This is a genomic window from Singulisphaera acidiphila DSM 18658 (genome assembly GCF_000242455.2).
Lineage (GTDB): Bacteria > Planctomycetota > Planctomycetia > Isosphaerales > Isosphaeraceae > Singulisphaera > Singulisphaera acidiphila.
Map to the genome: position 1 here is coordinate 9,225,765 of NC_019892.1, position 20,779 is coordinate 9,246,543.

Below are 20,779 nucleotides of genomic sequence, written 5' to 3' on the forward strand. Positions count from 1 at the left end.
TTCACTTCGCCATTACGTCCAATTCTCCAGGTGAATTCAGAGCCCAGACGGGTACTCCGAATCTTGGCGCATACACCCGGCCGGTCGGTTGACAGCCGGGCGCGAACCCGCGTGCGCTCGACGTTCCAGTGTGGAGATAGGGCACTTCTCGAAATCGCTCAGAAATGATCGACAGAATGATGACAACAAATTATTCCGAAATTCATTCGATTCGCAGACTGAATACAAATAAGATCTCAGCATCATCTTGAAAAATTGAGATCCAGAATAATCAAAAAAACAGGAGGCCCACATGGATCGACGGAAGTTAAAGACCAAGCATGCCAGCCCAATAGCACACGAAATCAATCTTGCTGACACGTATCCCCACACAGATAAAACAAAAACAAATCATAAAACGATTTTTCCAAAGAAAATAAACCTTCCGCCCCACGTCCGTACGCTCGATCGACTGAGCCCGATGGAATTTGTGAGAATTCTCTTGGTGAGTCCAACCCGCAAGTCAACCGCGAGATTGACGCTCGCCATCGCCCAGACCACGCCGACGCCGGTTGACTTCGCAAACCCACCCAGGTAGTCCGCAAAGCCCTCAAAGCCAAGACGCCTGGCAAAGGGATCGCCCACGACCGGGCAGATCGGAGGGCCCACGGCTGAGGTTCTGGATACCGTCAACCGTGGGCTTCGGCCTGATCGGCTCTTCGTAGCCTGATTGCCGCGTTCAATGGCAATTGCACATTGCGAAAACGAGGGCCCGACGGGGCACCTCCACAGATACCACGCCACGGAAACGGTCCGACTTTCTCCTCATAACTCTCATCCCAATGTCCCCCCGCAACGGGACGATCGCGGAGAAACCAATCCTATGGACGTTCTGCGTACGGTTCTGCTGTTCGGGCTGGTGATCCTCGTCTGGAAGTTCCCCCTGCTCAAGACCCGCCCGGTCCGTGACCTCATCGAGTGGGGGATGAGCTACCCGCTTTTGTTCTCCTTGATCGCCGGATTAACCCTGGTGCTTTGGGGGATAGTCGGGGAATCGTATGGGCTGCAGACGATGTTCTTCGACGATAACGGGATGGTTCAGTTCTTGAACGGGACGATGGTGTTCCTGTTCTTATCGTACGCCACGTTTATGGGGCACGTGATTTTGCCCAACCGGGAGTCCTGGCTGAAATCAGTCGGGCTCTCGGTCAATGTGCTTGAATCGATTGCCGGCAAGTCGACGCTCCTCGACCTGCCCGGCAACGAGTTCCTCGAAAAGCTCGGGCTAAAGGATCTCGGGCAGATCCGCCGCATCGCCAACCGGGAGGGCAAACTAGGCGGAGGAGTCTCCGACTCGTTTCTCGATGACTGGCCGTTTCGCCTGGCGTTCGCGCCGGCAGTGTTGCTGGTCATCAATTTGATGCTGGTCGGACTTCTCGGTGTTGTTCCCGCGCTGATCATTCCGATCTCTCGGAACGACAAGATGCTCATCGTCTCCCGTTTGCCCTGGCTACTCGGAACGCTCTACGGAGGATTCTGCGGAGTTACCCTCGCCACCCGAACGTCGCACTGGCTGGCCAAGGCCGCCGGCTGGCTGTCGCAAGCGGCTCCTCTCGCTCCAGGGATAGGTGCGAGAAGCGCGAGCGGGATCAATCGCCCAATCAGTAAAAATCCAGTCACGTCCGCAAATCAAAACCGTTCCAGGATACTCTTCCGATTTCTCCTGGCTGTGTACCTGCTGGTGGGATTGGTGGCCTCTTCCCTGCCCGATCTGTTTCCGACGCTCGCGAAACAGTTGCACGAACGATCGGAGCAGTCTGATCTCACTCACGCCCCATACCTCCAAATTTCATTCGCGACGATCTGGCTCGTGGTTGCGGCCCTGCTGGCAACCCGATTCGTCGCCCCCAAGCGGCTCGCGTGGCTCGCAACTTTTGGACTCATCACATACTTCGGGGCGGGAGAGGTTTCGGCCGCAAACCTCGGGGCGTGGTTCGGGGGGATCCTACTCCTTGTCGCAGCGATCTCAGGCGGATTGGTCGCCACCTTCGGAAACTGCTTGTTGATGGCGGTGGTATCCCTCGTGCATCAGTGTTTCACATTCCTCGGCAGGTACAAAATCTGGGTCGTGCTGCTTACTCCCGCCGTGATGTTGGACATCTCGCTGATTCCCCCGAAGCCGCTATCGGTGCCCCTCGGCGCAACCTCCTGGCTCGTGGCGGCGGCGGCCATTTGGTTGGTCTGTTTCCGATGGGGAACTGCGTCGGACCTCCGGTCGTGGTGGCCTCTCGAGTTGGCACCTTGGAAATCGCCGCAGAGAACGACCGGAACCATCGTATTCGGCGTATTGCTACTCATGGCAACCCTGTGCATTCTCGGGATATTAAACCCCTTGGGAAAGCACCCCACGGGGCCGGCTGGCCTGATGATAGCGGCTCTGCTCCTTACAACTCTGGCGGCTGATCGGATCGGCGCAAAATCAAGGAACAACACAACGGTATTCGTGAGTCACAACGTAACAAAACCACTCGGCCTCGACGCACGCGTGGGCGTGGGCGGCGTGGTGATCCTACTTCTGTCCAGTCTCGCGGGATACCTGGTCGCGGCCGTCGTCGCTTTCTTAGGAATGCTCGTCCTCGGGGCGATCACCGTATCGACGGTGGCCCGGTCAAACCGACCGGCGATTGCTTATCCATTCGCGTCGATCTTTGCGTTCTGCGCCTTCGCCATGGCCTACAATAGTTTCGATGCGCTGCCAGAGCTGGGGACTCCGGGCATATTGCAAGACTGGGGGGGAGCACTCTTGCCCGCGGCGGCCTCACTCATCGCACTGGCTGTGCTCATCACTTCATTTTATGTCACCATCAAAGCGACCTGGCCACGACATGGCACCATGATCTGCCTTGGCCTCGTAACCAGCCTGTTCGTGCTCAACGGCAACAACTGGTTCGTCAAGGAAAACCAATTCAAGCTAACCTTCCCTGGACTCGAGCCCCAGCCGCCCTTCAAGGGCATACTCAGCTCCCTCCTATCCAGGCCCTCCACCGACGCCAAACGGCCGATCTACCTCGACACACGTGCCTACTTCCGCGAACCGCTGGACGGGACAGTCAGACTACGCAACCTGGATCGGTTGAAGGAGACGAACCGAAATCTGGGGCGACCCGATATCGACCTGTTGGGCACAGTCTATTTTGAAGTCGAGCCGATCCAGTCGGCCGACCAAAAGATTACGCTGAAGATCGACGACCGCCGCCGCCGCTTTCGAGCCCGATCCGGCGACATTGTTTACATAACCACGCCTACAGGCAAGGAGAATGCGGAAAGTGAGAGCCCCAAAGGCCGTGTCAAAACAATTCATCGCGGCAAAATCGAAAATTGCTATGATTCACAATTTTTCATACTCAGTGATTTAACTGCCAAAAAAATCTTGAGTGGCAATAAACTCAATGATCCCATTAAGTTCAAACAACTCGTAACAGAAAAACTTGACAACAACTTACTCATTCTCGACTGGCCCATTCTTGACGTCAACGCGAGCCAACTCATCGAGTTGAAGGGCAAGCCGAAGGACAACGAGCCGGTTACCACACCCGGGCGGATTCTGGACAACGATTGCCTCGCCTTGGTCGATACGGCCGCCGAGGACCCGGTCACTGCGGACCTATACTGTGTCTCCTCAGCAGACAGCGACACTCCGGAAAAGCTCCGGGAAAAGGTCATCGAGGGGCGCAAGCGTTACGAAAAGGAGGGAGCGTCCGGCAAGAAGCAGACAACTTACCGCATGGAACTTGCACGCGATCGAGGTCGATTCGCGCCGGCACCTCAAGAGCGAACGGCCTCGAGCATGCTTAAACTCAAGTTTTTCAATGGCGACCGGGTGCGGTGGGACGATCGGATCGTCCTGAAATGGACCGACCCCGTAGACTCAAAGGCCCCTGAGTCTCTGAGAGCGCGAGTCTTCAAAATTCGAGAGATTTCAGAAGGAACCAACGGGGCCCGCTTCGTCACTCTCGAGCCCGAGGAAACCCTGGCCCAGGGAGGAGAGAAATTGGAGCCCACAACGTCGGGAACGTGGCAGCTCCTCATGCCCTGGAACAATCTTGAGGTCCTCCGCGCCTGGAAGAAATTCGTGACGACGAACAAACCGGAGCACTACAGACCCCCGTTGGTGATTGTGACGGTGAGCGGAGGCGGCATCCGCTCCTCGGTCTGGACCTCGCGCGTGCTCACGACCCTGGAGAACCGGCTGGGTGAAAAGTTTCGTCACCACATTCGCCTGATCACCGGGGCATCGGGCGGGATGGTCGGCGGTTCTTACTATGCCTCGGAGATGCCAACCGGACCAAGGGGGTTTCAGGACCTGGACCAGCAGGTAGAGCAGATGGGGCAAGACCAACTTAACGGGGTCGCCGGCTGCATGATCTTCTCCGACATACCGGCCTTGCTCAATCCCTTCCCTCGCAACTTTGATCGGGGGAAGGCCCTGGAGCGGACCTGGAAGCTGCTAACCACAGTCGAGGGAGTCAAGAGTCCGCTGGCGCGGCCGATCCGAGGCTTCGCCGCTGACGAGCTGCTGGGTCGACGCCCGTCACTGGTCTTTACGCCGATGATGGTCGAAGACGGTCGACGCCTGCTGATCAGCAACCTTGACCTGACGTTCGCCACACGGAGCCTGGGGAGCATGTTCCTCGAAGCGGACTCCAGAAAATCGAACGTCCAGGAAGATGCCGCCCGCGCCACTGGCCAGCACGCGCCTGGGATTCCGAACGAACTGTACTCCCTCTCGGCTGTCGAACTGTTCCGGTTATTCCCCAACGCCCACGAGTTCTCGGTCGCCACGGCCGCGCGCATGAGCGCCTCGTTCCCATGGATTTCCCCGGTGGTTAGCTTGCCCACAGCCCCATCGCGGCGGGTGGTTGACGCCGGGTATTACGACAACTACGGAGTCAATCTTGCGGCGATGTGGCTGGTGGAAATGCAGGACTGGCTTGTCGAAAACACCAGCGGCGTCCTCGTGGTCCAGATTCGCGATCAGGTCAGCCAGGAGGCCCGAACCGAGGTGGGCAAGGACAGTGAGTTCGAGCGACCAAGTTCCGGGCTCGGACTGCTGCTCGACCGGCTGACCTGGCAGGTGGGAAGGTACATTATCAACCCAGGTTTTCAGCCCTTGAACACTCCACTCCACGGACTCTCCACGGCTCGCCAATGGAGCATGTCGTTCCGCAACGACGAGCAAATCGAGTTGCTCAACGACATTTTTCTCGAGAACCACGAAATGAAATGCAAGAATCCCCAGTTCTTCGAAACCGTGGTCTTCGAGTGCCCTGTCGAGGCGGCTCTCAACTGGAAACTGAGCGACCGGGAACGGAGCATCCTGAAGGCGAGTCTGCCAAGCAAACGACCCTGCAATATCGACGAGACCATGCAATATGTCGACTCGGAGTTGGAGAAATTGGAGGAGTCAAAGACCGACCGCGACGACGTCTCGACAAAACGAAAGCGAATCTACGCGAAGGCGCTCAAAGACCTTAATATCGAGACGCTGTCCCCCTTGTCACTGCTCGAAGCCGAGAGACTCTTCAAAAATTACTCTTACAATGAGACACGGCTCTCCATGCTAATACGCTGGTGGGAAACACGGCCACAGGATCCAACGAACACGGCGACCGCTCCCCCTCAGCCAATTGCAGAACGGTGACATCATCCTGATCGTGGCTCTGGCCATGCGCAAAGCCAAGCCCACCGCCCAATCTCTCCAGGGCCCGATTTCCGTCAATGTCCCGGGCGCACGCACCGTCGGCCCCCGCAGCGGTGGCACGACCCACCCTGACATCAGCAAATAACAATAAAACAGGCTATGCCCACTCTAACGGGAAAATCCCGCCGCAAACGCTCACGGATCGTGAGCGTTTATTTTTTGATCGCAAACGGGCTGGAACCCCGCAATTGATAAGGCCTCACCCCCGCGGCGTGGTTCGTCAGGTCATGAATTCGCCCGATCTCCGGTACGGCCTCGCGAATCACCGCTTCGACCCCATGCCTCAAGGTCACGTCGGCGAGTCCGCACCCCTGGCAGCCTCCCGACATCCGAAGGTAGACGACGTTCTCGATCAGATCGACGAGCTCAACTCCGCCGCCATGCCCCGCCACGACGGGGTTGACCTGCTCCTCGAGCACGTCACGCACCCGCTGACGAAGTTGCTCGGTCGTGGGCATTGAGACAATCAGCGCAGGGGACAACGCGACTTGCCCCGACTCGAGGTGAGCGCGAAGAACCTTGGCCACCCCTTTCCCCAGGGTCTTCCAATCGACCGGGGCACGCGCGGAGGTGTCGCCAAAGGCACGGCGGACCAACCGCACGTAGGGACCAACCAACGGAAGGCCCGGGGCGCCCGATCGCGTGACCACGAGCAAGTCATGCGCGATCAGCAGAGCAGACACCCCCTCGACCGCAAACAAGGCCTCGGCCAAAGGAGAGCCTTGCGCGGAGGGGCGATCGGCCGCATACGCCCATTGAGCGGGTGCGACCGGTCGGCTGACGAGGAAGAGACAACGCGGACCGGTCAAGGGTTCTGCCGTGATCGCGATCTCAGACATGACACCCACTCTCACTCAGCGTTTCGAGCTTGGCCTACGCATCGATTGTAACCCCACCGGCCCCCTGGCAAAGGAAACTCATTCCTCCGCTTGCAAACAGAACGCCACGAATGCATCGCCCGCCTTCGTTCGCAGCTTGCCAGCGCCCCCGGCCGCGATGACGAGATACTGACGGCCGTTCACTTGATAGGTCGAAGGGGTCGCGTAGCCACCGGCCGGGAGCGGGTGCTCCCAAAGCAGTCGCCCGGTCTGCTTGTCAAAGGCGTGAATGCGTTCATCCTTCGTACCGGCAATGAACACCAGACCACCCGCGGTCACGATCGAGCCACCGAAGGTCTCGGTGCCGGTGCGCGGGATTCCACGGGCGGTCAACTCGACGTGTTCGCCGAGCGGAACCTGCCAGGCGATTTCCCCCGTATTGAGGTTGATCGCATTCAAGACTCCCCAGGGAGGCTTGATCGCCGGATACCCCTCGTGGTCGAGGAAGGGAAGGTAGCCCGTGTGCTCGTAAGGTCCGTACCTCGGAGTATCGCCTGCCTTTGCTTCAACAAGTGCGATGATATTCGGAACATTATTCGAATTGACGTAGAGTAAGCCGGACGTCGGGTCGAACGAGGCCCCGGACCAGTTCGCGCCGCCGTGAAAGCCGGGGATGACGACGGTTCCTTGAAGGCTGGGCGGGTTGAAGGCCGGCCCTCCTCGGATCGTCCGCAAGCGGGCAAGAACGGACGCGCGGTTGGCTTCGCCGATGTTGGTGACGTTGGACTCATCGAGAAACTGGGCGGAGAAGGAGGGCGGCTTGACCGGGATCGGCTGCGATGTCGCGGCCTGTTCGCCGGGGATGTCCGAAGCGGGGACAGGTTGTTCCTTGACGTCGAAGAGCGGCTTGCCGGTCTCGCGGTCAAACAAGAAGACATGGCCCGTCTTCGTCACCTGCGCCACGGCGTCGATCGATTTGCCGTCGTGCGTGACCGTGACCAGGTTGGGATAGACCGGCAAGTCGTGGTCCCAGAGGTCATGCCGCAAGGTCTGATAGTGCCAAACCCGCTTGCCCGTCGTCGCGTCGAGCGCCAGCGTGCAGTTCGCGAACAGATTGTCGCCGTGCCGGTCGCCGCCGTAAAAGTCGAAAGCCGCCGACCCGAGCCCAGCAAAGACGAGGCCGCGATCGAGGTCGATGCTGAAACCGCCCCAGGCGTTCGCCGCGCCTCGCCCCTTCCAGGAATCCCCTTTCCAGGTCTCGTGCCCGAACTCTCCCGGTTGGGGCACAGTGTGAAATCGCCAGACCTGCTCGCCGGTCCGGACGTCGAATGCTCGGATGTCCCCCGGCGCGGCGATCCCAGGCCCTTCCCCACACGAGACCCCAACGATGATCGTATTCTTCCAGATCGCCGGGGCGGACGTCGGCCCATATCCGAGCTTGGCGACACTCGGGTCGAGTTCCTTGCGAAGGTTGCGGATCCCACCGTCGGCAAACGCCGGGTCGAGCTTGCCGGTCTTCGCATCCAGCGAAAAGAGACGACCGTCCGCCGTACCGTGGATGATCCGCCGCGCGCCGTCCGGCTGGCCGTCGGACCAGTAAGCGCAGCCCCGGTTAACGCCGCCGGACGTCGGCGCATGCTCGAACGGATGATCCTTGAGGGGATCGAACTGCCAGAGTTCCTTGCCGGTCACGGCGTCGAGGGCCACGACACGGAGATATCCGGTCACGACGTACATCACCCCATCGATCACGATCGGCGTGCATTCGATCGTCTTACCAGGGCGACCTTCGAGCTCCCGTGTGTGGTACGTCCAGACCGGTTTCAGCCGTGTCACGTTTTCCCGGTTGATCTGATCCAGCTTGGAATACCGCATACTCCCCGGGTCGTTCCCCACCCGCGGCCAGTCGACTCCTTGCTGGGACTGCCCCACAGCGTGACTGGTAAGTCCCAGCAGACAAACAAAAACAATCACATGCAATCGCATTCAAAATACCCCATATCAGGACAACGAGGAACAAATTCCCAGTATACCCCCAAGGAACACAAGAAAGGAGGACCTGCCCCCACCCGATCCGAGGTCTCTATCTTCGCGCGGGAACGGAGAGAACAGCAGAGAGCACATACGCTCACGGCTTCTCTTAAATAATTCTGAGAGAGTTTCGCAGGCGAGAACCTTGGCCAAAGATTCTCAGGAAGTGCTGGCCTATTGGCTATCCAATCTGGTTTAATTGAGGGAGGCCCAAGGACACAAGTCGTTGCTGTCCGTGACCGACTCCCGAATTTGGAACCCATTCAGCGAAATCTGATGGTCCCCCAAACGATGTCGAGAGCCCAGCCTGGACCGTCGCCTATTGCGCCGACGGACGAGTCCGATTGCCCTCTCTGTCACGTCGGCATGCGAGTGAGATTCCGTGATATCGCGGTGGAAGAGACGGGGGAAACGTTCCGCATCGACGAGTGCCCCCAGTGTGGATTGGGACGGACGCGACCGATACCGACCGACTTAGCGCCCTACTACGACGCCGCCTATTACGGCAAGCGCCACGGCCTGACGGGCAGGATCTGCAACCGTCGACGATTGGGGTTCGTCCGGCACTGGCTGGGACCGGGGATGGGGCGTTCGCTGCTGGATTTTGGCTGCGGCGAAGGCGATTTCCTCCGCGCGGCCCGCACCCAAGGCTGGACCGGTTGCGGCATCGAGCGAAGCTGGCCGACGGCCATCTCGGGCGACCTGACCGTGGTGGCCAGTCTTGAAGAGCTGGGCGGACGGAAGCCGTTCGACTGCACCACGTTCTGGCATGTCCTGGAGCACCTCGACGACCCAATCGGCACGCTCAAGGAACTCCGAGGCTACCTCGCCCCGGACGGCCTCGTGCTGGCGGCGGTCCCCAACTTCGGCTCCTGGCAGGCCCGCGCCACGGGGGCGTCCTGGCTCCACCTGGATCTTCCCCGGCACCTCTTCCACTTCACGGCGGCATCGATCGCGAAGCTGTTCGAGGTGAGTGGATTCCGCGTCGACGATATCTCCTTCGGCGAGTGGGAGTACGACGTGATCGGTTGGTCGCAGAGCTTGCTGAACCGCGGCTTCGGAGGTCGCAACGAGTTCTTCAAGACCGTGTCCGGACGGCCAAGTAGTGGGCCGCGACTCCGCAAGATGTTTCACGTTACCGCGGGCCTGGGGCTTTCTCTGTTGTCGGCCGTGCCCGCCTGGGGTGAGAGTCGGCTCGGCCGGGGTGGGACTCTCATCGCAGTCGCCCGGCCCGTCAAAACACGGGCGTCAGTCCATGCATAATCATAAGAAAATTGTTGTCGTGATGCCGGCTTATAACGCCGAAGCGACGCTGGTCCGAACCTACCAAGAGATCGACCGTGAATTGGTCGACGAGGTCATCCTGGTGGACGACCAGAGCCGCGACCAAACGGTGAACATCGCGCGCGACTTGGGGCTACACGTTCTGGTCCACCCCAAGAACCGAGGCTATGGGGGAAACCAGAAAACCTGTTACGGCGAAGCGCTCCGGCTCGGGGCCGATATTGTGGTCATGGTTCACCCCGACTATCAGTACACCCCGCTGCTGATCCCTGCGATGGCCTCGATGATTTCTAACGGTGTCTACGACTGCGTGATCGGAAGCCGGATTCTGGGTGGCCAAGCACGCTCGGGAGGTATGCCGCTTTACAAGTATTTCGCCAACCGCCTCCTCACCGTCATCCAGAACCTCTTGATGGGATCGAAACTCTCCGAATTTCATACCGGATACCGGGCCTTCGCGCGGCAGGTCCTCGAGCAGCTTCCCCTCGAAGAGAACTCCGACGACTTCGTCTTCGATAACCAGATGCTGGCCCAGGTGATCGCCTCCGACTTTCGGATCGGCGAGATTTCCTGCCCAACACGGTACTTCGCCGAAGCCTCCTCGATCAGCCTCCGGCGCTCCGTCACCTATGGATTCGGCGTGCTCGCAACCGCCTTGCGGTATCGCCTCCACCAGTGGGGCCTTCGTCACGACCGGCTCTTCGATGCCAACGGCCGGCGGATCGCCCCGAACCGTGTCCCTAGCTCTAATGGCTCCGAAGACGTTCTCAAGTTGAATTGAAACCATTACTACGTTAGGGGATCGTTGACCGTCTCGTATGACACGAAAATTTGCCTATTCGCCATTTTATTGAAATAAATTTCCCCGGATGTGAGGCGGCATGTCGCGGATCGTGCTTCTCATTGTGATCGCGTTGTTTCTCAGTTTTCGGCTCCCTCCGATTCTCCACCAGGCAGGCGGGCCCGATGAAGAGTGGTACGCCATTCCAGGGCTGACGATTGCGCATGAAGGAGTGCCACGGGTTCCCTACTCGCGTGCGACGGAGACCGGCAGCGTGTTCCTGGGCGCGGAGCGGCTCCTGTTCGCGATGCCACCGCTGTCGTTTTACGCGCAGGCCCCCTTCTTCCTCGTGTTGCCACCGACGTTCGCAACAGCGCGGCTTGCATCCCTGTTGGCCGCTTGCCTCGCGATTCTCTTGGTCTACGCAATCGGCCGAACGCTCTGGGACGACCCAGCCACTGCGTTGTGGGGAGCTGGGATCTACTCGGGGTGCCGGCTGCTCTATTTTCCGGCCATGCTTGCCCGTCCCGACATGCTCTGTGGCACCCTGGGACTGGCGGCCGTATGGGCAATCTGTCGCTGGAGCCGTGACCGTCAGCGACGATGGTTGGCGTTGGCCGGAGTGTTCCTGGGGCTGGCGGGATTGTCCCATCCCTTTGCGATTGTGTTCGCCTTGCAACTGGGGATCTGGACCGCGCTGGCACCTGGAACAGCGCAAGCGCGGCTGCTAAGGCCGGCCGGGATGGCGGCCGTGGCGCTCGCCACTTTTTCCGTCTGGCTGATCCTGATCGTGCGCGAGCCGGAACTGTTCCGGCAGCAATTCATCGGCAACATCATCGGACCCGCCGGGCCGGGGCTGGTATCCCGTCTTTTGTTTCCGTGGCACGACCTTGCGGGGCATCTCCCGCTGGTCATCGAGCGTGCTGGGCCCCTTCAGGCGGCCTTTCTGGCGACATGCATGGGAGTCGTCACATGGCTGGCCTGGCGATGGCACGATCGAGTGCTGGGGCTGGTGTCGGCACTTGGATGGTCATCGATCTATCTTTTGATCGCGTCGCAGGGGAGCCACCCCTTGCAAGGGTACTGGTGCTATCCGGTGGCATTCTTCGCGCTCGCGGCGGGTTGGTGCATCGTGCGATGCGTTTCCGAGTGCCGACGGCGGACTGGCGCGGCAATCGCTGTGCCCCTGGCCGGCTGCCTGCTGGCACTCGTCTTCCTGCCCGGCAGTGGTCTCCGAACCACCTGGGCCTGTGTTCGGAACTGGAACAAGATCGAATACAACCCACATCAGTTCACGCGATCGATCCTGGCCGACCTACCGGCCGACGCCCAACTGACCGTGGGTGCGGAGTATGCCCTGGACGCGTACGGACTGAATCGGCGCGTGCTTCTTGGCATCAGGTATTACAACTATTTCGATGCCACGAAATACGACTACGATTATGCAATTATGGGTCGAGCGGGCATGAAAGAGGGGCTCGACCGGGCCATGAACGCCCGGATCGTGCGCACGTTCGGCAACGAGGCCGACCCGTTTGCCTGCTATGCCGTGCTCCTGGTGCCGGACAAACAGGCTGGCAGAAACAACGCAAAGCCCACCCCTTGAGCGAGGTTTCGCCTCCCAACCAGGGGGTAAACATCAGCCCTGGAATTCTCCCCCCTGGGACCGCGGGCATCCCGCCCGCTCTTAATTCAAATTCATTATAATAAATCAATTCAATCAGATCAAATTGCGGGCGGGTCGCCCACGGTCCCAGGGAGTATGGCAATCCCGGAAAGGAACCAAGGGAACCAGGAGGCGATACGATCACCACCTCCCGCCCCCTTTTTTTCTCTCCCCATTGAGGGAACACGAGTTTCCCTCTCACAGGCCGACGACCGAAACTCAGGCCCCTGCCCCGGGACGGCCGATGACCTCGCGGGGGTTATCACGCTCGCGGCGGGTGGCGATGGCGTTGACGGCGTTCAGGTAGGCTTCGGCCGAAGCTTCGATGATGTCCGTCGAGGCCGCGCGGCCGCGGAACGTGCGGTCGTCACTCTCAACTTCGAGTTCCAGCGACACTTCGCCCTGAGCATCCTTGCCGCCGGTGACGCCCCTGACCCCGAATTCGCGGAGGTTGGCCGTGATCCCGGTCACCCGCTCGACGGCCTTGAAAATGGCGTCGACGGGGCCGTCGCCAATTGCAGCGTCCTGAACGAGTTGGCCGTCGGGCCGGCGGATGCAGACGGTGGCCGTCGGAGTCACGCTGGTGCCGGCCGTGGTGTGCAGGCTGACCAGGGTCCAGTGTGCAGCGACGTCCTGGATGTGCTTCTCGATCAGGACGACCAGGTCCTCGTCATACACTTCTTTCTTCTTATCAGCCAAGGTCTTGAAGTCGTCAAACAGGATTTCGAGTTGGGCATCGTTCAGGTGATAGCCCAACTCGGTCACCCGGTCGCGCAGCGCGTGGCGGCCCGAGTGCTTACCCAGCACGAGGTCGGTCTTGGGGACACCTACCTCTTCGGGACGCATAATCTCATAAGTCGACCGCTCCTTGAGCATGCCGTCCTGGTGGATTCCCGCCTCGTGGGCGAACGCGTTGCGGCCGACGATCGCCTTGTTGCGCTGGACGGTCAGGCCGGTGATGGTCGAGACCATCCGGCTGACCGGGTAGAGCCGCTCGGTCTTGATGTTGGTAGTCAGGCCGTAGTAGTCAGCCCGCGTCTTCAACGCCATGACGATTTCCTCGAGCGCGGCGTTCCCGGCGCGTTCGCCGATCCCGTTGATCGTGCACTCGACCTGGCGGGCCCCCACCTCGCAGGCAGCCAAACTGTTGGCGACAGCCAAGCCGAGGTCATTATGGCAGTGAACGCTGATGACGGCTTGGCCGATGTTGGGGACGCGTTCGCGGAGGGCGGTGATGACGGCAGCGTACTGGGTGGGCGTGGCATATCCCACGGTGTCGGGGATGTTGACGGTGGTCGCGCCGGCGGCGATGGCGGCCTCAACCACCTCACAGAGGAAATCGACCTCGGTCCGCGCGGCGTCCTCGGGGCTGAACTCAATGTCGGCACAGTACCCCTTGGCACGGCGGACGCTGGCCACCGCCCGCTCGACGACCTGCTCACGGGTCATTTTGAGCTTATGTTCGCGATGGATCGCCGAGGTCGCCAGGAAAACGTGGATCCGGGGACTCTGCGCGTACTGCAAGGCCTCCCAGGCGCGGTCGATATCCCGATCGTTGCACCGGGCGAGCCCGCAGACGGTGGTGCCGGCCACCTCGGCCGCGATGGCGCGGACCGCCTCGAAGTCCCCCTGCGAGGCGATCGGGAACCCAGCCTCGATGATGTCGACGCCGAGCGCAGCCAGGGCCCGGGCCACCTCCACCTTCTCAACAATGTTCATGCTTGCGCCGGGAGATTGCTCGCCGTCACGCAAAGTCGTGTCGAAGATCCGGATTCGATTCGCGTCAGCCATGGCTGAAACTCTTCCTGCTTGAAGGAGGTTGAAGAAACGGAGTTCGCAGGCAAAAGGACGCATCGACCGGGAGAAACGGAGAAAGCCCCGAGACTCGCCGGCCATGGGCGGGTCTCAGGGCTTCGTAGGTCACGCGAGAGGCGTTGCGGCGACGAACCCTAAGACTCCACCCGGCCAAGTCGAAGGCCAAGAATTCGTTGAAGTCGTAGAATTGCCGTCAAGGATCGCATCCAGGGAGGCTCCGGGCGCATCCGCCTATCGTCCATCTGTCCCAATCATATCGCCGGAGCCGGAGCAAGGTCAATGGCCGCTTCGACCAGAACGGAAAGTTTGCCGATCGCCTTGACCACAATCCAAAGGAACTTGAACCCACAGCTCACGGTGCTTTCTCCAACCAAGCGCCCCTGATCGGGTGCAACCGCCACTGGCTTGAGTCCAATCAACGACAACTGTCTAATGAATAAAGAGACAGTTGTCGGAGAAACGATCGAGGAGAATTTGAGATGGAGATTGAGCAAGGCGTCCGTGTGTCGGGAGCCGAGGATGGATTGGCGTCTCTCGGGAGCGATCGGCTTCTTGGGGCCTTGATGGCTGCGGTCTTGCTCAGCTCGATCTTGGGAGCGGTGTTGCTCGCCGTCCGGGATCCATTGGCGGCGGTCATCATCTTCACATCAGTAGCCCTGATCATCGCTGGCCTGACGCTGGTCACAAGCCGTTGGGCAAGCCAGCGTGACGCCTTGCTCCAGACCTTGGCAATCGCCGTGGAACGCGGGATACCGCTGGCCACAGCGATCGAGGCGCTGGGAGAATCGCACCGCGGCCGATCGAGGCGACGCCTCCTGGCCCTGACGCGTTTACTCCAGGAGGGGGCGCCGCTCCCCCAGGCCCTGGCGCTGGTACCGGGAATCTTACCGCGCGATGCGGAGATTTCGATCGGCGTGGGCTGGGCAACCGACCGACTGGCAGGTGCGATCGGTGAGGCGACGGACCCCAAAACGGCGGAGCGGGTCGCGCGGGCCGCCTTCGTCCCCCGGCTCGCCTACTTCGCAACCATCCTCTTAATGATGAAACTGATCATTTGCTTTGTTCTTTATTTTATTTTCCCAAAATTCGAAGCCATCTTCGCCGACTTCGGCCTTGAACTCCCCCGGTTCACAGTGGCCGTCATCACGGCAAGCCACTGGTTGATGGCGTGGGGCTGGCCGATCCTTGTACTGATGACGATCTGTGAATTGACATTGGCGGTGATTCTCCCGCTTTCGCTGATGGGTTGGTGGAAGCCCAACTTCTTCTGGATCGACCGCTTGTTCCGGTCGCGGCATACGGCGCCGGTGCTTCGGGCTTTGGCCTGGGGGGTGGAGGGGGGCAAGTCGCTTTCTTCGGGGATCGCGATCCTGATTCGGTATTACCCGACGGGGTGGGTGCATAATCGTCTGGCGCTGACGCTCCACGACCTCAGCGACGGAATCGATTGTTGGGAGTCACTGAGGAACCGGGGCCTGATCGGTCCGGCCGACGCGGCAATTCTGGAATCGGCCAGCCGGGTGGGAAACTTGCCCTGGGCCTTGAGAGAAGCCGCCGCCGGGGCCGCGCGACGATCCTCACTCCGCCTTCAAAGGTGGATCCAGATCCTTTCCACCCTGGTCTATCTGGCCCTGGGAGTCTTGGTCCTCGTTGTGACCGCCGCCTTCATCTCGCCGCTGTTCCTCATCATCGAGCGGCTGGCGGGATAAAACAAGTCGTGCAACCGACAAAAGAAAGCCCCATTCTCACACACGCTTATTATTTTGGAAGAGACGGAGTGAACGCTGCGAGCGTCGATTGAACGAACGGTATCCTACCAACGCAAGCAGCCCCGGGAAGAAGGCAGTCGTTGGGACTGCTCCTCTTCCCGGGGCTGGGATCGTTCTCGCCGCCGGCCAAAACCCAGGAGCGGGACGCTCACTGGCTCACGGGGCGCTTAGCTTAGCGAGACAAAGCCTTGCGGTTTCTGCGGGCCAGACCCACTCCGGCGAGGCCGATCGCGAAGATGGCGAGCGTGCTCGGCTCGGGGACTTCCTGGCCAAGCAAGGGGCCGACGTAGGCGAACAACTGGGTCGAGCCGCCATTGATTCCCTGGGGCGCGAGTTGGACGGGGCCGATCATCTGGAAATTGCTCAGCGTGAACGGCAAAGGGGTGTCGCCGCTCTGAGTGATCGAGGTGAAGGCCAAAAGCACGTCCGAGAACCCGTTCCCGGTGATGGTCCCATTCAGGACGCCGGTGACCGAAACGTGGCTCCACGGGAACATTCCGCCGGGGCCCGGGAACGCAACGTCGAGCGAGAACGGGACGGCGTTGATCACCTGCGTCGTGCCTTCCGGCAAGGAGGCGATCTTCAGAGTTCCCAGATTGATGACGCCCGGGGTCAGCACCGAGCCAGTGTTGCCGGTGAAGCTGATGGGGCCGCTGGCTCCACCGAGGAAGCCGGTCGTCCCGTATTGGAGGGGCTGCGAGATGGGGGACGCCTCGGTCGTCGTGGCGATCCATCCGCCGAGCGTCAGAGCCAACATCAGGGTGTGAAGTCTGGACAGTCGCAAGGTGAAACTCCTGGAAATCCGATGTTCAAATAGGGTCGGAAACACATGATGCGAACGCCCGCGAGCGGGGATCGATCGCAAGGACTGTCTTGCCTGAACGGCGCCCCACGCGGGGCCGGCGGGCCAAGTCCAGTTCGCCCTGCTGCGCCGTGGACACGGCGGGCGTGGCGGGTTCAGCGACGGCATTCCTCATGCGGAAACGGATCAGGCGACCCTCTTCGGCCGAGGCGGATGCCAGACTCGATACGCCCTCGTTGCCGATGGCATCGAGTGCGAGAAACGATCCGTGAGCCGAGCGAACGAAGCAACGGCCGGTTTGCGTCACCGGACCGTTCGCCTCAACAGGTTGAAAAATCTCAAGCGGGGTCGATCCGAAACCGTCGAGGCACACCGGAAAGGCGAACGTCGGCGAAAAGCAGTCGTTGGTGTGGAGCAACACGCGACACATATCGGATCTCACGGTGCCTGAGCAAGCAAGTCGGCTTGGGTTTGTTTGGAGGAAAAAGCCCCTCGAACTGGAGGGGCTGCGGGACCTTTTTGCTCTAGTAGGGACGAGGCGAGCGATCAAGCAGCCCGCCGGGTGCGAACCCGGTGACGAACCCCAAGGCCGGCCAAGGTGGTCAGGAAGAGAGCGATCGAGGCCGGTTCGGGAACGCGAACCTCGGTGTTCAGGTAAGCCTGGGCCGAAGCGTGACCGTTGTTGGTCGTCGAGGGCACCAGCGACAACGGATTGTCGGTGAAGCTCAACGTGTTGAGGAAATTGCCGGTCAGGAACGTGGGGTTCGTGAGCGGGTCGAACTTCGCCACCACGGACGACTGGCTGGCACCGGTGATGGTTCCGTTCAGAGTGCCGCTGATCTGGAACGGCGTATCGTTGGGATTGGGAACCTCACCATTCACCGAGTTGGCCAGGAACGTGATATGGAAGGGCGTATTCACATAGGTCGTCGACCCACCGGATGGCAACGCGGCCACCTGGAAATCGCCAAGGCTGAACGCCGACGGCGAATTGAACTGGTTGGAGGTCACCGGAATGAAGCTAATCACCCCAGGACCACTCACACCGGTCGAATCGATCGACCCCGAGGTGCTGTAATTGATGAGGGCATCCGCTCGCCCGTTCGTGGCTGCGAAGCTGACCAGAGCCAGAGCCAAGACACCAGCCCGCAACCCGGTCGACTGACATGACATGCGCATCATTATCCTCCTGAATTGATTGTCGCGCTCGAGCGACTTCGCCGAACTCAGAACCGGGCTACCATCGCTCGACGGTTCGCCCCAACCATTTAGGGCGATGCCCTGCACCGAGGTCTCCTACGATGGGAATGACACGTCCGATTCCCATTCACTTCGCACGGCCCAAGAACAACTCGAGCCTAGCCATTCCCCCACGCCCCCAAAAAAAGGCGTACGGGTCAGGTCCGCGGGTGATGGTCGGTAGCGTGACCGAACCCAAGGGACGACGACATGTGGGGTTTGAGGATGATGATTGCAAGAGGTGTGTTCATTACCCGGCCTCCGTGCCTGGTCATGTCAGGCGTGCCCTTAGTTTCGTTGTGTGAAACCTCGGAGCGATTCCGAACGAGAGGGAATTTAACCCAACCCCACCCGGCTGTAAACCGGAATCTTTCAAAAAATGCCGGATTACGCTCAAGTTCATCGCCGAGAATTCAGAGAAGCGTGCGGCCACCCACGGACCTCCTCCGTCAAAGACACCCCAAACCCTCAGAGCAAGTTGACCGGATCGACGTCAATCGCCAACTCCACCTCGCCCGGCGGGGCGATGCTCGGCGCCACCGCCTGCAAGAGCGTCTGTAATGGGCGTGGTGATTCGCTCCGCAACCGGAGATGGTAGCGATAGAGGTTGCGAATCTTGGAGATCGGCGTGGGGGCCGGGCCATGCATGGTCACGCCCGGCAGGGCGGCAGCCTTCAGGGTTTCCAATAGCTCATTCATAAATGTACGAACCTGAGGTTCATCGGGACCTCGACCGATCAACCGAACCAGGCGTCCGAACGGCGGCATGCCAAACCGCTGGCGCTCGGGTAGCTCGCAGGCGACGAACCCCTCGTAATCATGGCGTGAGGCGCAGTCGATGGCGTAGTGGTCGGGGGCGAAGGTCTGCACCAGGACCCGGCCCGGGCGATCGCCTCGACCCGTTCGACCGGCCACCTGCGCCACGAGTTGGAACGTCCGCTCGGCCGCGCGAAAGTCGGGCATGTGCAGCGCCGTGTCGGCGTTGACCACGCCCACGAGGGTCACGTTCGGAAAGTCGAGCCCCTTGGCGATCATCTGCGTGCCCAGCAGGATCTTGATCTCCCCCGAGCGGAACGCCGCGAGCACCTGCTCGTGGCTCCCCGGCGTCCGCATCGTGTCCGAGTCCATCCGCCGCGAGACGGAGTCGGGGAAGGCCATCTCCACCTCGCGTTCCAGTCGCTCGGTGCCAATCCCTCCATAATGCAGGTTGGGCGCCTGGCAATTCGGACACGCTGAAGGACGCGGGCGCTCCGCATCGCACGTATGGCAGATCAAGAGCCTGCGTCCCTTATGATAGGTCAAGGCAACGTCGCAGGCATGACACTTGAGAACCTGGTTACATCGCGGGTTAGGGCAAATTACAAAGGTATGGAATCCACGACGATTGAGCAGGAGCATGACCTGGCCGTCGTCCTTGAGCGCGGCGATCATCGCCTGGCGGAGCGGCTCACTCAGCCCCCCCAAGGGAAGCCGTTCGTGGCTCAGGTCGATCAGCTCGACCTTGGGCATCGGCCTCGCCCCCACCCGCTCCATCATCGGCAGGCGGACGTAGCGGCCGAGCTCGGCGTTCCGCCAGGTCTCCAGGGCCGGCGTGGCCGAACCCAGGAGGATCGGGATCCGTTCGAGCTGCGCGCGCTTCACGGCCACGTCTCGGGCGTGATACCGCGGGGTCGTCTCCTGCTTGAAGGTACTCTCGTGCTCTTCATCGATGACGATCAGGCCGAGCCGACGGGCCGGCGCGAAGACGGCCGAGCGGGCACCGACGATTACCTGGACCTCGCCGGCGGCGATGCTCCGCCAATGCCGGTGCCGCTCGGCGTCGCTCAGGTGGCTGTGGAGGACGGCGATCTTGCCGAACCGACGGCGAAACCGGCGGATCGTCTGGGGCGTCAGGCTGATTTCGGGGACCAGGACGATCGCCTCGCGCCCCCGCGCCATGACGCGTTCGATGGCGCTCAGGTAGACCTCGGTCTTGCCGCTACCGGTGACCCCATGGATCAGGAAGGTCGCGAACTCGTCCCCCTCGAGCGCGGGGGTCATGGCGGCCATCACCGCCGTCTGCTCGACGGTGAGCGCAGGGATCGGCTTCGCATCGGAGTCATCGCCGAGCGCGGCCGACGACGAGGCGTTGAACGCGTCCTTGGGGAGTCGACGCCTGACCGTGTTGACGTATCCGCGCTGGCGTAGGGCCGTGATCGGGCCGGACGCGCACTTCGCCAGCCGGCAAAGGTCCGCGATCGTCAACGGCTCGTCCGACCGGCAGAGGACTGCCAGCGCCTCGGCCTGCTTGGTGGGAAGTTCCAGCGTCTCGAGCGACTTGCGAATCTCGTCAGGGACCGTCAGAAAGGTCCCCACCCTCGTCCCCGCCTGATTCTTGACGCCGGCCGGCACCACCGCATCAAGAGCCTGACCCCACGAACAGGCATAATAACCGGCCATCCAGCGCGTCAGCTCGAGCATCGCCGCGTTGATCAGCGGAGGATCGTCGAGAACGTCAAGGACCTCCTTGACCCGGCTCGGATCGATCCCCGAGGGGGCCTCGGCATCAATGCGAACGCAGTAACCGACCGCCGGCTTGTTGCCTCGCCCCAAAGGGACCCGGACCCGTTGGCCCGGCCGGACCACCTCTTCCAGCCGCGCAGGGACCCGATAGCTGAAGATCTGATCGATCGGCCGGTTGAAGACGATGCCCGCGTACGGGCCGTCGGCATCAGTGCCCGCCTCGTCGGCGAACCAGTCCGCCTGGCGTTTGCCGTTGACAAGGCTCATGAGCCCACCCTAACGTCTCGAGAAACAACGATCACCACTTCACCCGATTTCTGCACGCCCGTCCA

The 20,779-nt window shown here is 61.0% G+C and carries 11 protein-coding genes; 5 read left to right on the forward strand and 6 right to left on the reverse strand.

What is annotated here, in order from left to right; translation table 11 throughout:
* Nucleotides 1-862 precede the first annotated feature (862 nt).
* Nucleotides 863-5,680, forward strand: coding sequence for a patatin-like phospholipase family protein (locus SINAC_RS35625; protein WP_015250387.1), 4,818 nt, complete (start codon nt 863-865; stop codon nt 5,678-5,680).
* 212 nt (nt 5,681-5,892) lie between these two features.
* On the opposite strand, the gene SINAC_RS35630 is transcribed toward SINAC_RS35625, so the two are convergent.
* Together SINAC_RS35630 and SINAC_RS35635 are read right to left on the reverse strand one after the other, a co-directional pair.
* A complete protein-coding gene (locus SINAC_RS35630) occupies nt 5,893-6,579 on the reverse strand; it encodes a NifU family protein (protein ID WP_015250388.1) in 687 nt (228 codons plus the stop codon).
* A gap of 78 nt (nt 6,580-6,657) precedes the next feature.
* Complete coding sequence (locus SINAC_RS35635) at nt 6,658-8,433, reverse strand: pyrroloquinoline quinone-dependent dehydrogenase (protein WP_020466633.1); 1,776 nt, start codon at nt 8,431-8,433, stop codon at nt 6,658-6,660.
* Nucleotides 8,434-8,955: 522 nt separating this feature from the next.
* Here SINAC_RS35635 and SINAC_RS35640 point away from each other — a divergent pair.
* From SINAC_RS35640 to SINAC_RS35650, 3 genes are all read left to right on the forward strand, one after another.
* Nucleotides 8,956-9,852 (forward strand): class I SAM-dependent methyltransferase, encoded by an 897-nt coding sequence (locus SINAC_RS35640; RefSeq protein WP_020466634.1) that lies wholly within the window; start codon nt 8,956-8,958, stop codon nt 9,850-9,852.
* Nucleotides 9,845-10,654, forward strand: a complete 810-nt coding sequence (locus tag SINAC_RS35645; RefSeq protein WP_015250391.1) for a glycosyltransferase family 2 protein — start codon at nt 9,845-9,847, stop codon at nt 10,652-10,654. Before SINAC_RS35640 ends, SINAC_RS35645 begins: the two co-directional genes overlap by 8 nt.
* 100 nt (nt 10,655-10,754) lie before the next feature.
* Nucleotides 10,755-12,260 (forward strand): glycosyltransferase family 39 protein, encoded by a 1,506-nt coding sequence (locus tag SINAC_RS35650; protein ID WP_015250392.1) that lies wholly within the window; start codon nt 10,755-10,757, stop codon nt 12,258-12,260.
* A gap of 279 nt (nt 12,261-12,539) precedes the next feature.
* Here the strand turns inward: SINAC_RS35650 and SINAC_RS35655 are convergent, their stop codons facing one another.
* On the reverse strand, nt 12,540-14,111 hold the full coding sequence (locus tag SINAC_RS35655; protein WP_015250393.1) for a 2-isopropylmalate synthase: 1,572 nt from the start codon (nt 14,109-14,111) through the stop codon (nt 12,540-12,542).
* Between the two features lie 503 nt (nt 14,112-14,614).
* On the opposite strand from SINAC_RS35655, the gene SINAC_RS35660 reads away from it, so the two are divergent.
* Nucleotides 14,615-15,844 (forward strand): type II secretion system F family protein, encoded by a 1,230-nt coding sequence (locus SINAC_RS35660; RefSeq protein ID WP_015250394.1) that lies wholly within the window; start codon nt 14,615-14,617, stop codon nt 15,842-15,844.
* A 232-nt stretch (nt 15,845-16,076) separates the two neighbouring features.
* On the opposite strand, the gene SINAC_RS35665 is transcribed toward SINAC_RS35660, so the two are convergent.
* The 3 genes from SINAC_RS35665 to priA all read right to left on the reverse strand — a co-directional run bounded on the left by SINAC_RS35665 (nt 16,077) and on the right by priA (nt 20,714).
* Nucleotides 16,077-16,688, reverse strand: coding sequence for a PEP-CTERM sorting domain-containing protein (locus SINAC_RS35665; RefSeq protein WP_015250395.1), 612 nt, complete (start codon nt 16,686-16,688; stop codon nt 16,077-16,079).
* A 564-nt stretch (nt 16,689-17,252) separates the two neighbouring features.
* Nucleotides 17,253-17,879 (reverse strand): PEP-CTERM sorting domain-containing protein, encoded by a 627-nt coding sequence (locus SINAC_RS35675; RefSeq protein WP_020466639.1) that lies wholly within the window; start codon nt 17,877-17,879, stop codon nt 17,253-17,255.
* Nucleotides 17,880-18,413: 534 nt separating this feature from the next.
* Nucleotides 18,414-20,714, reverse strand: coding sequence for a replication restart helicase PriA (gene priA / locus SINAC_RS35680; RefSeq protein WP_015250399.1), 2,301 nt, complete (start codon nt 20,712-20,714; stop codon nt 18,414-18,416).
* Nucleotides 20,715-20,779 lie beyond the last annotated feature (65 nt).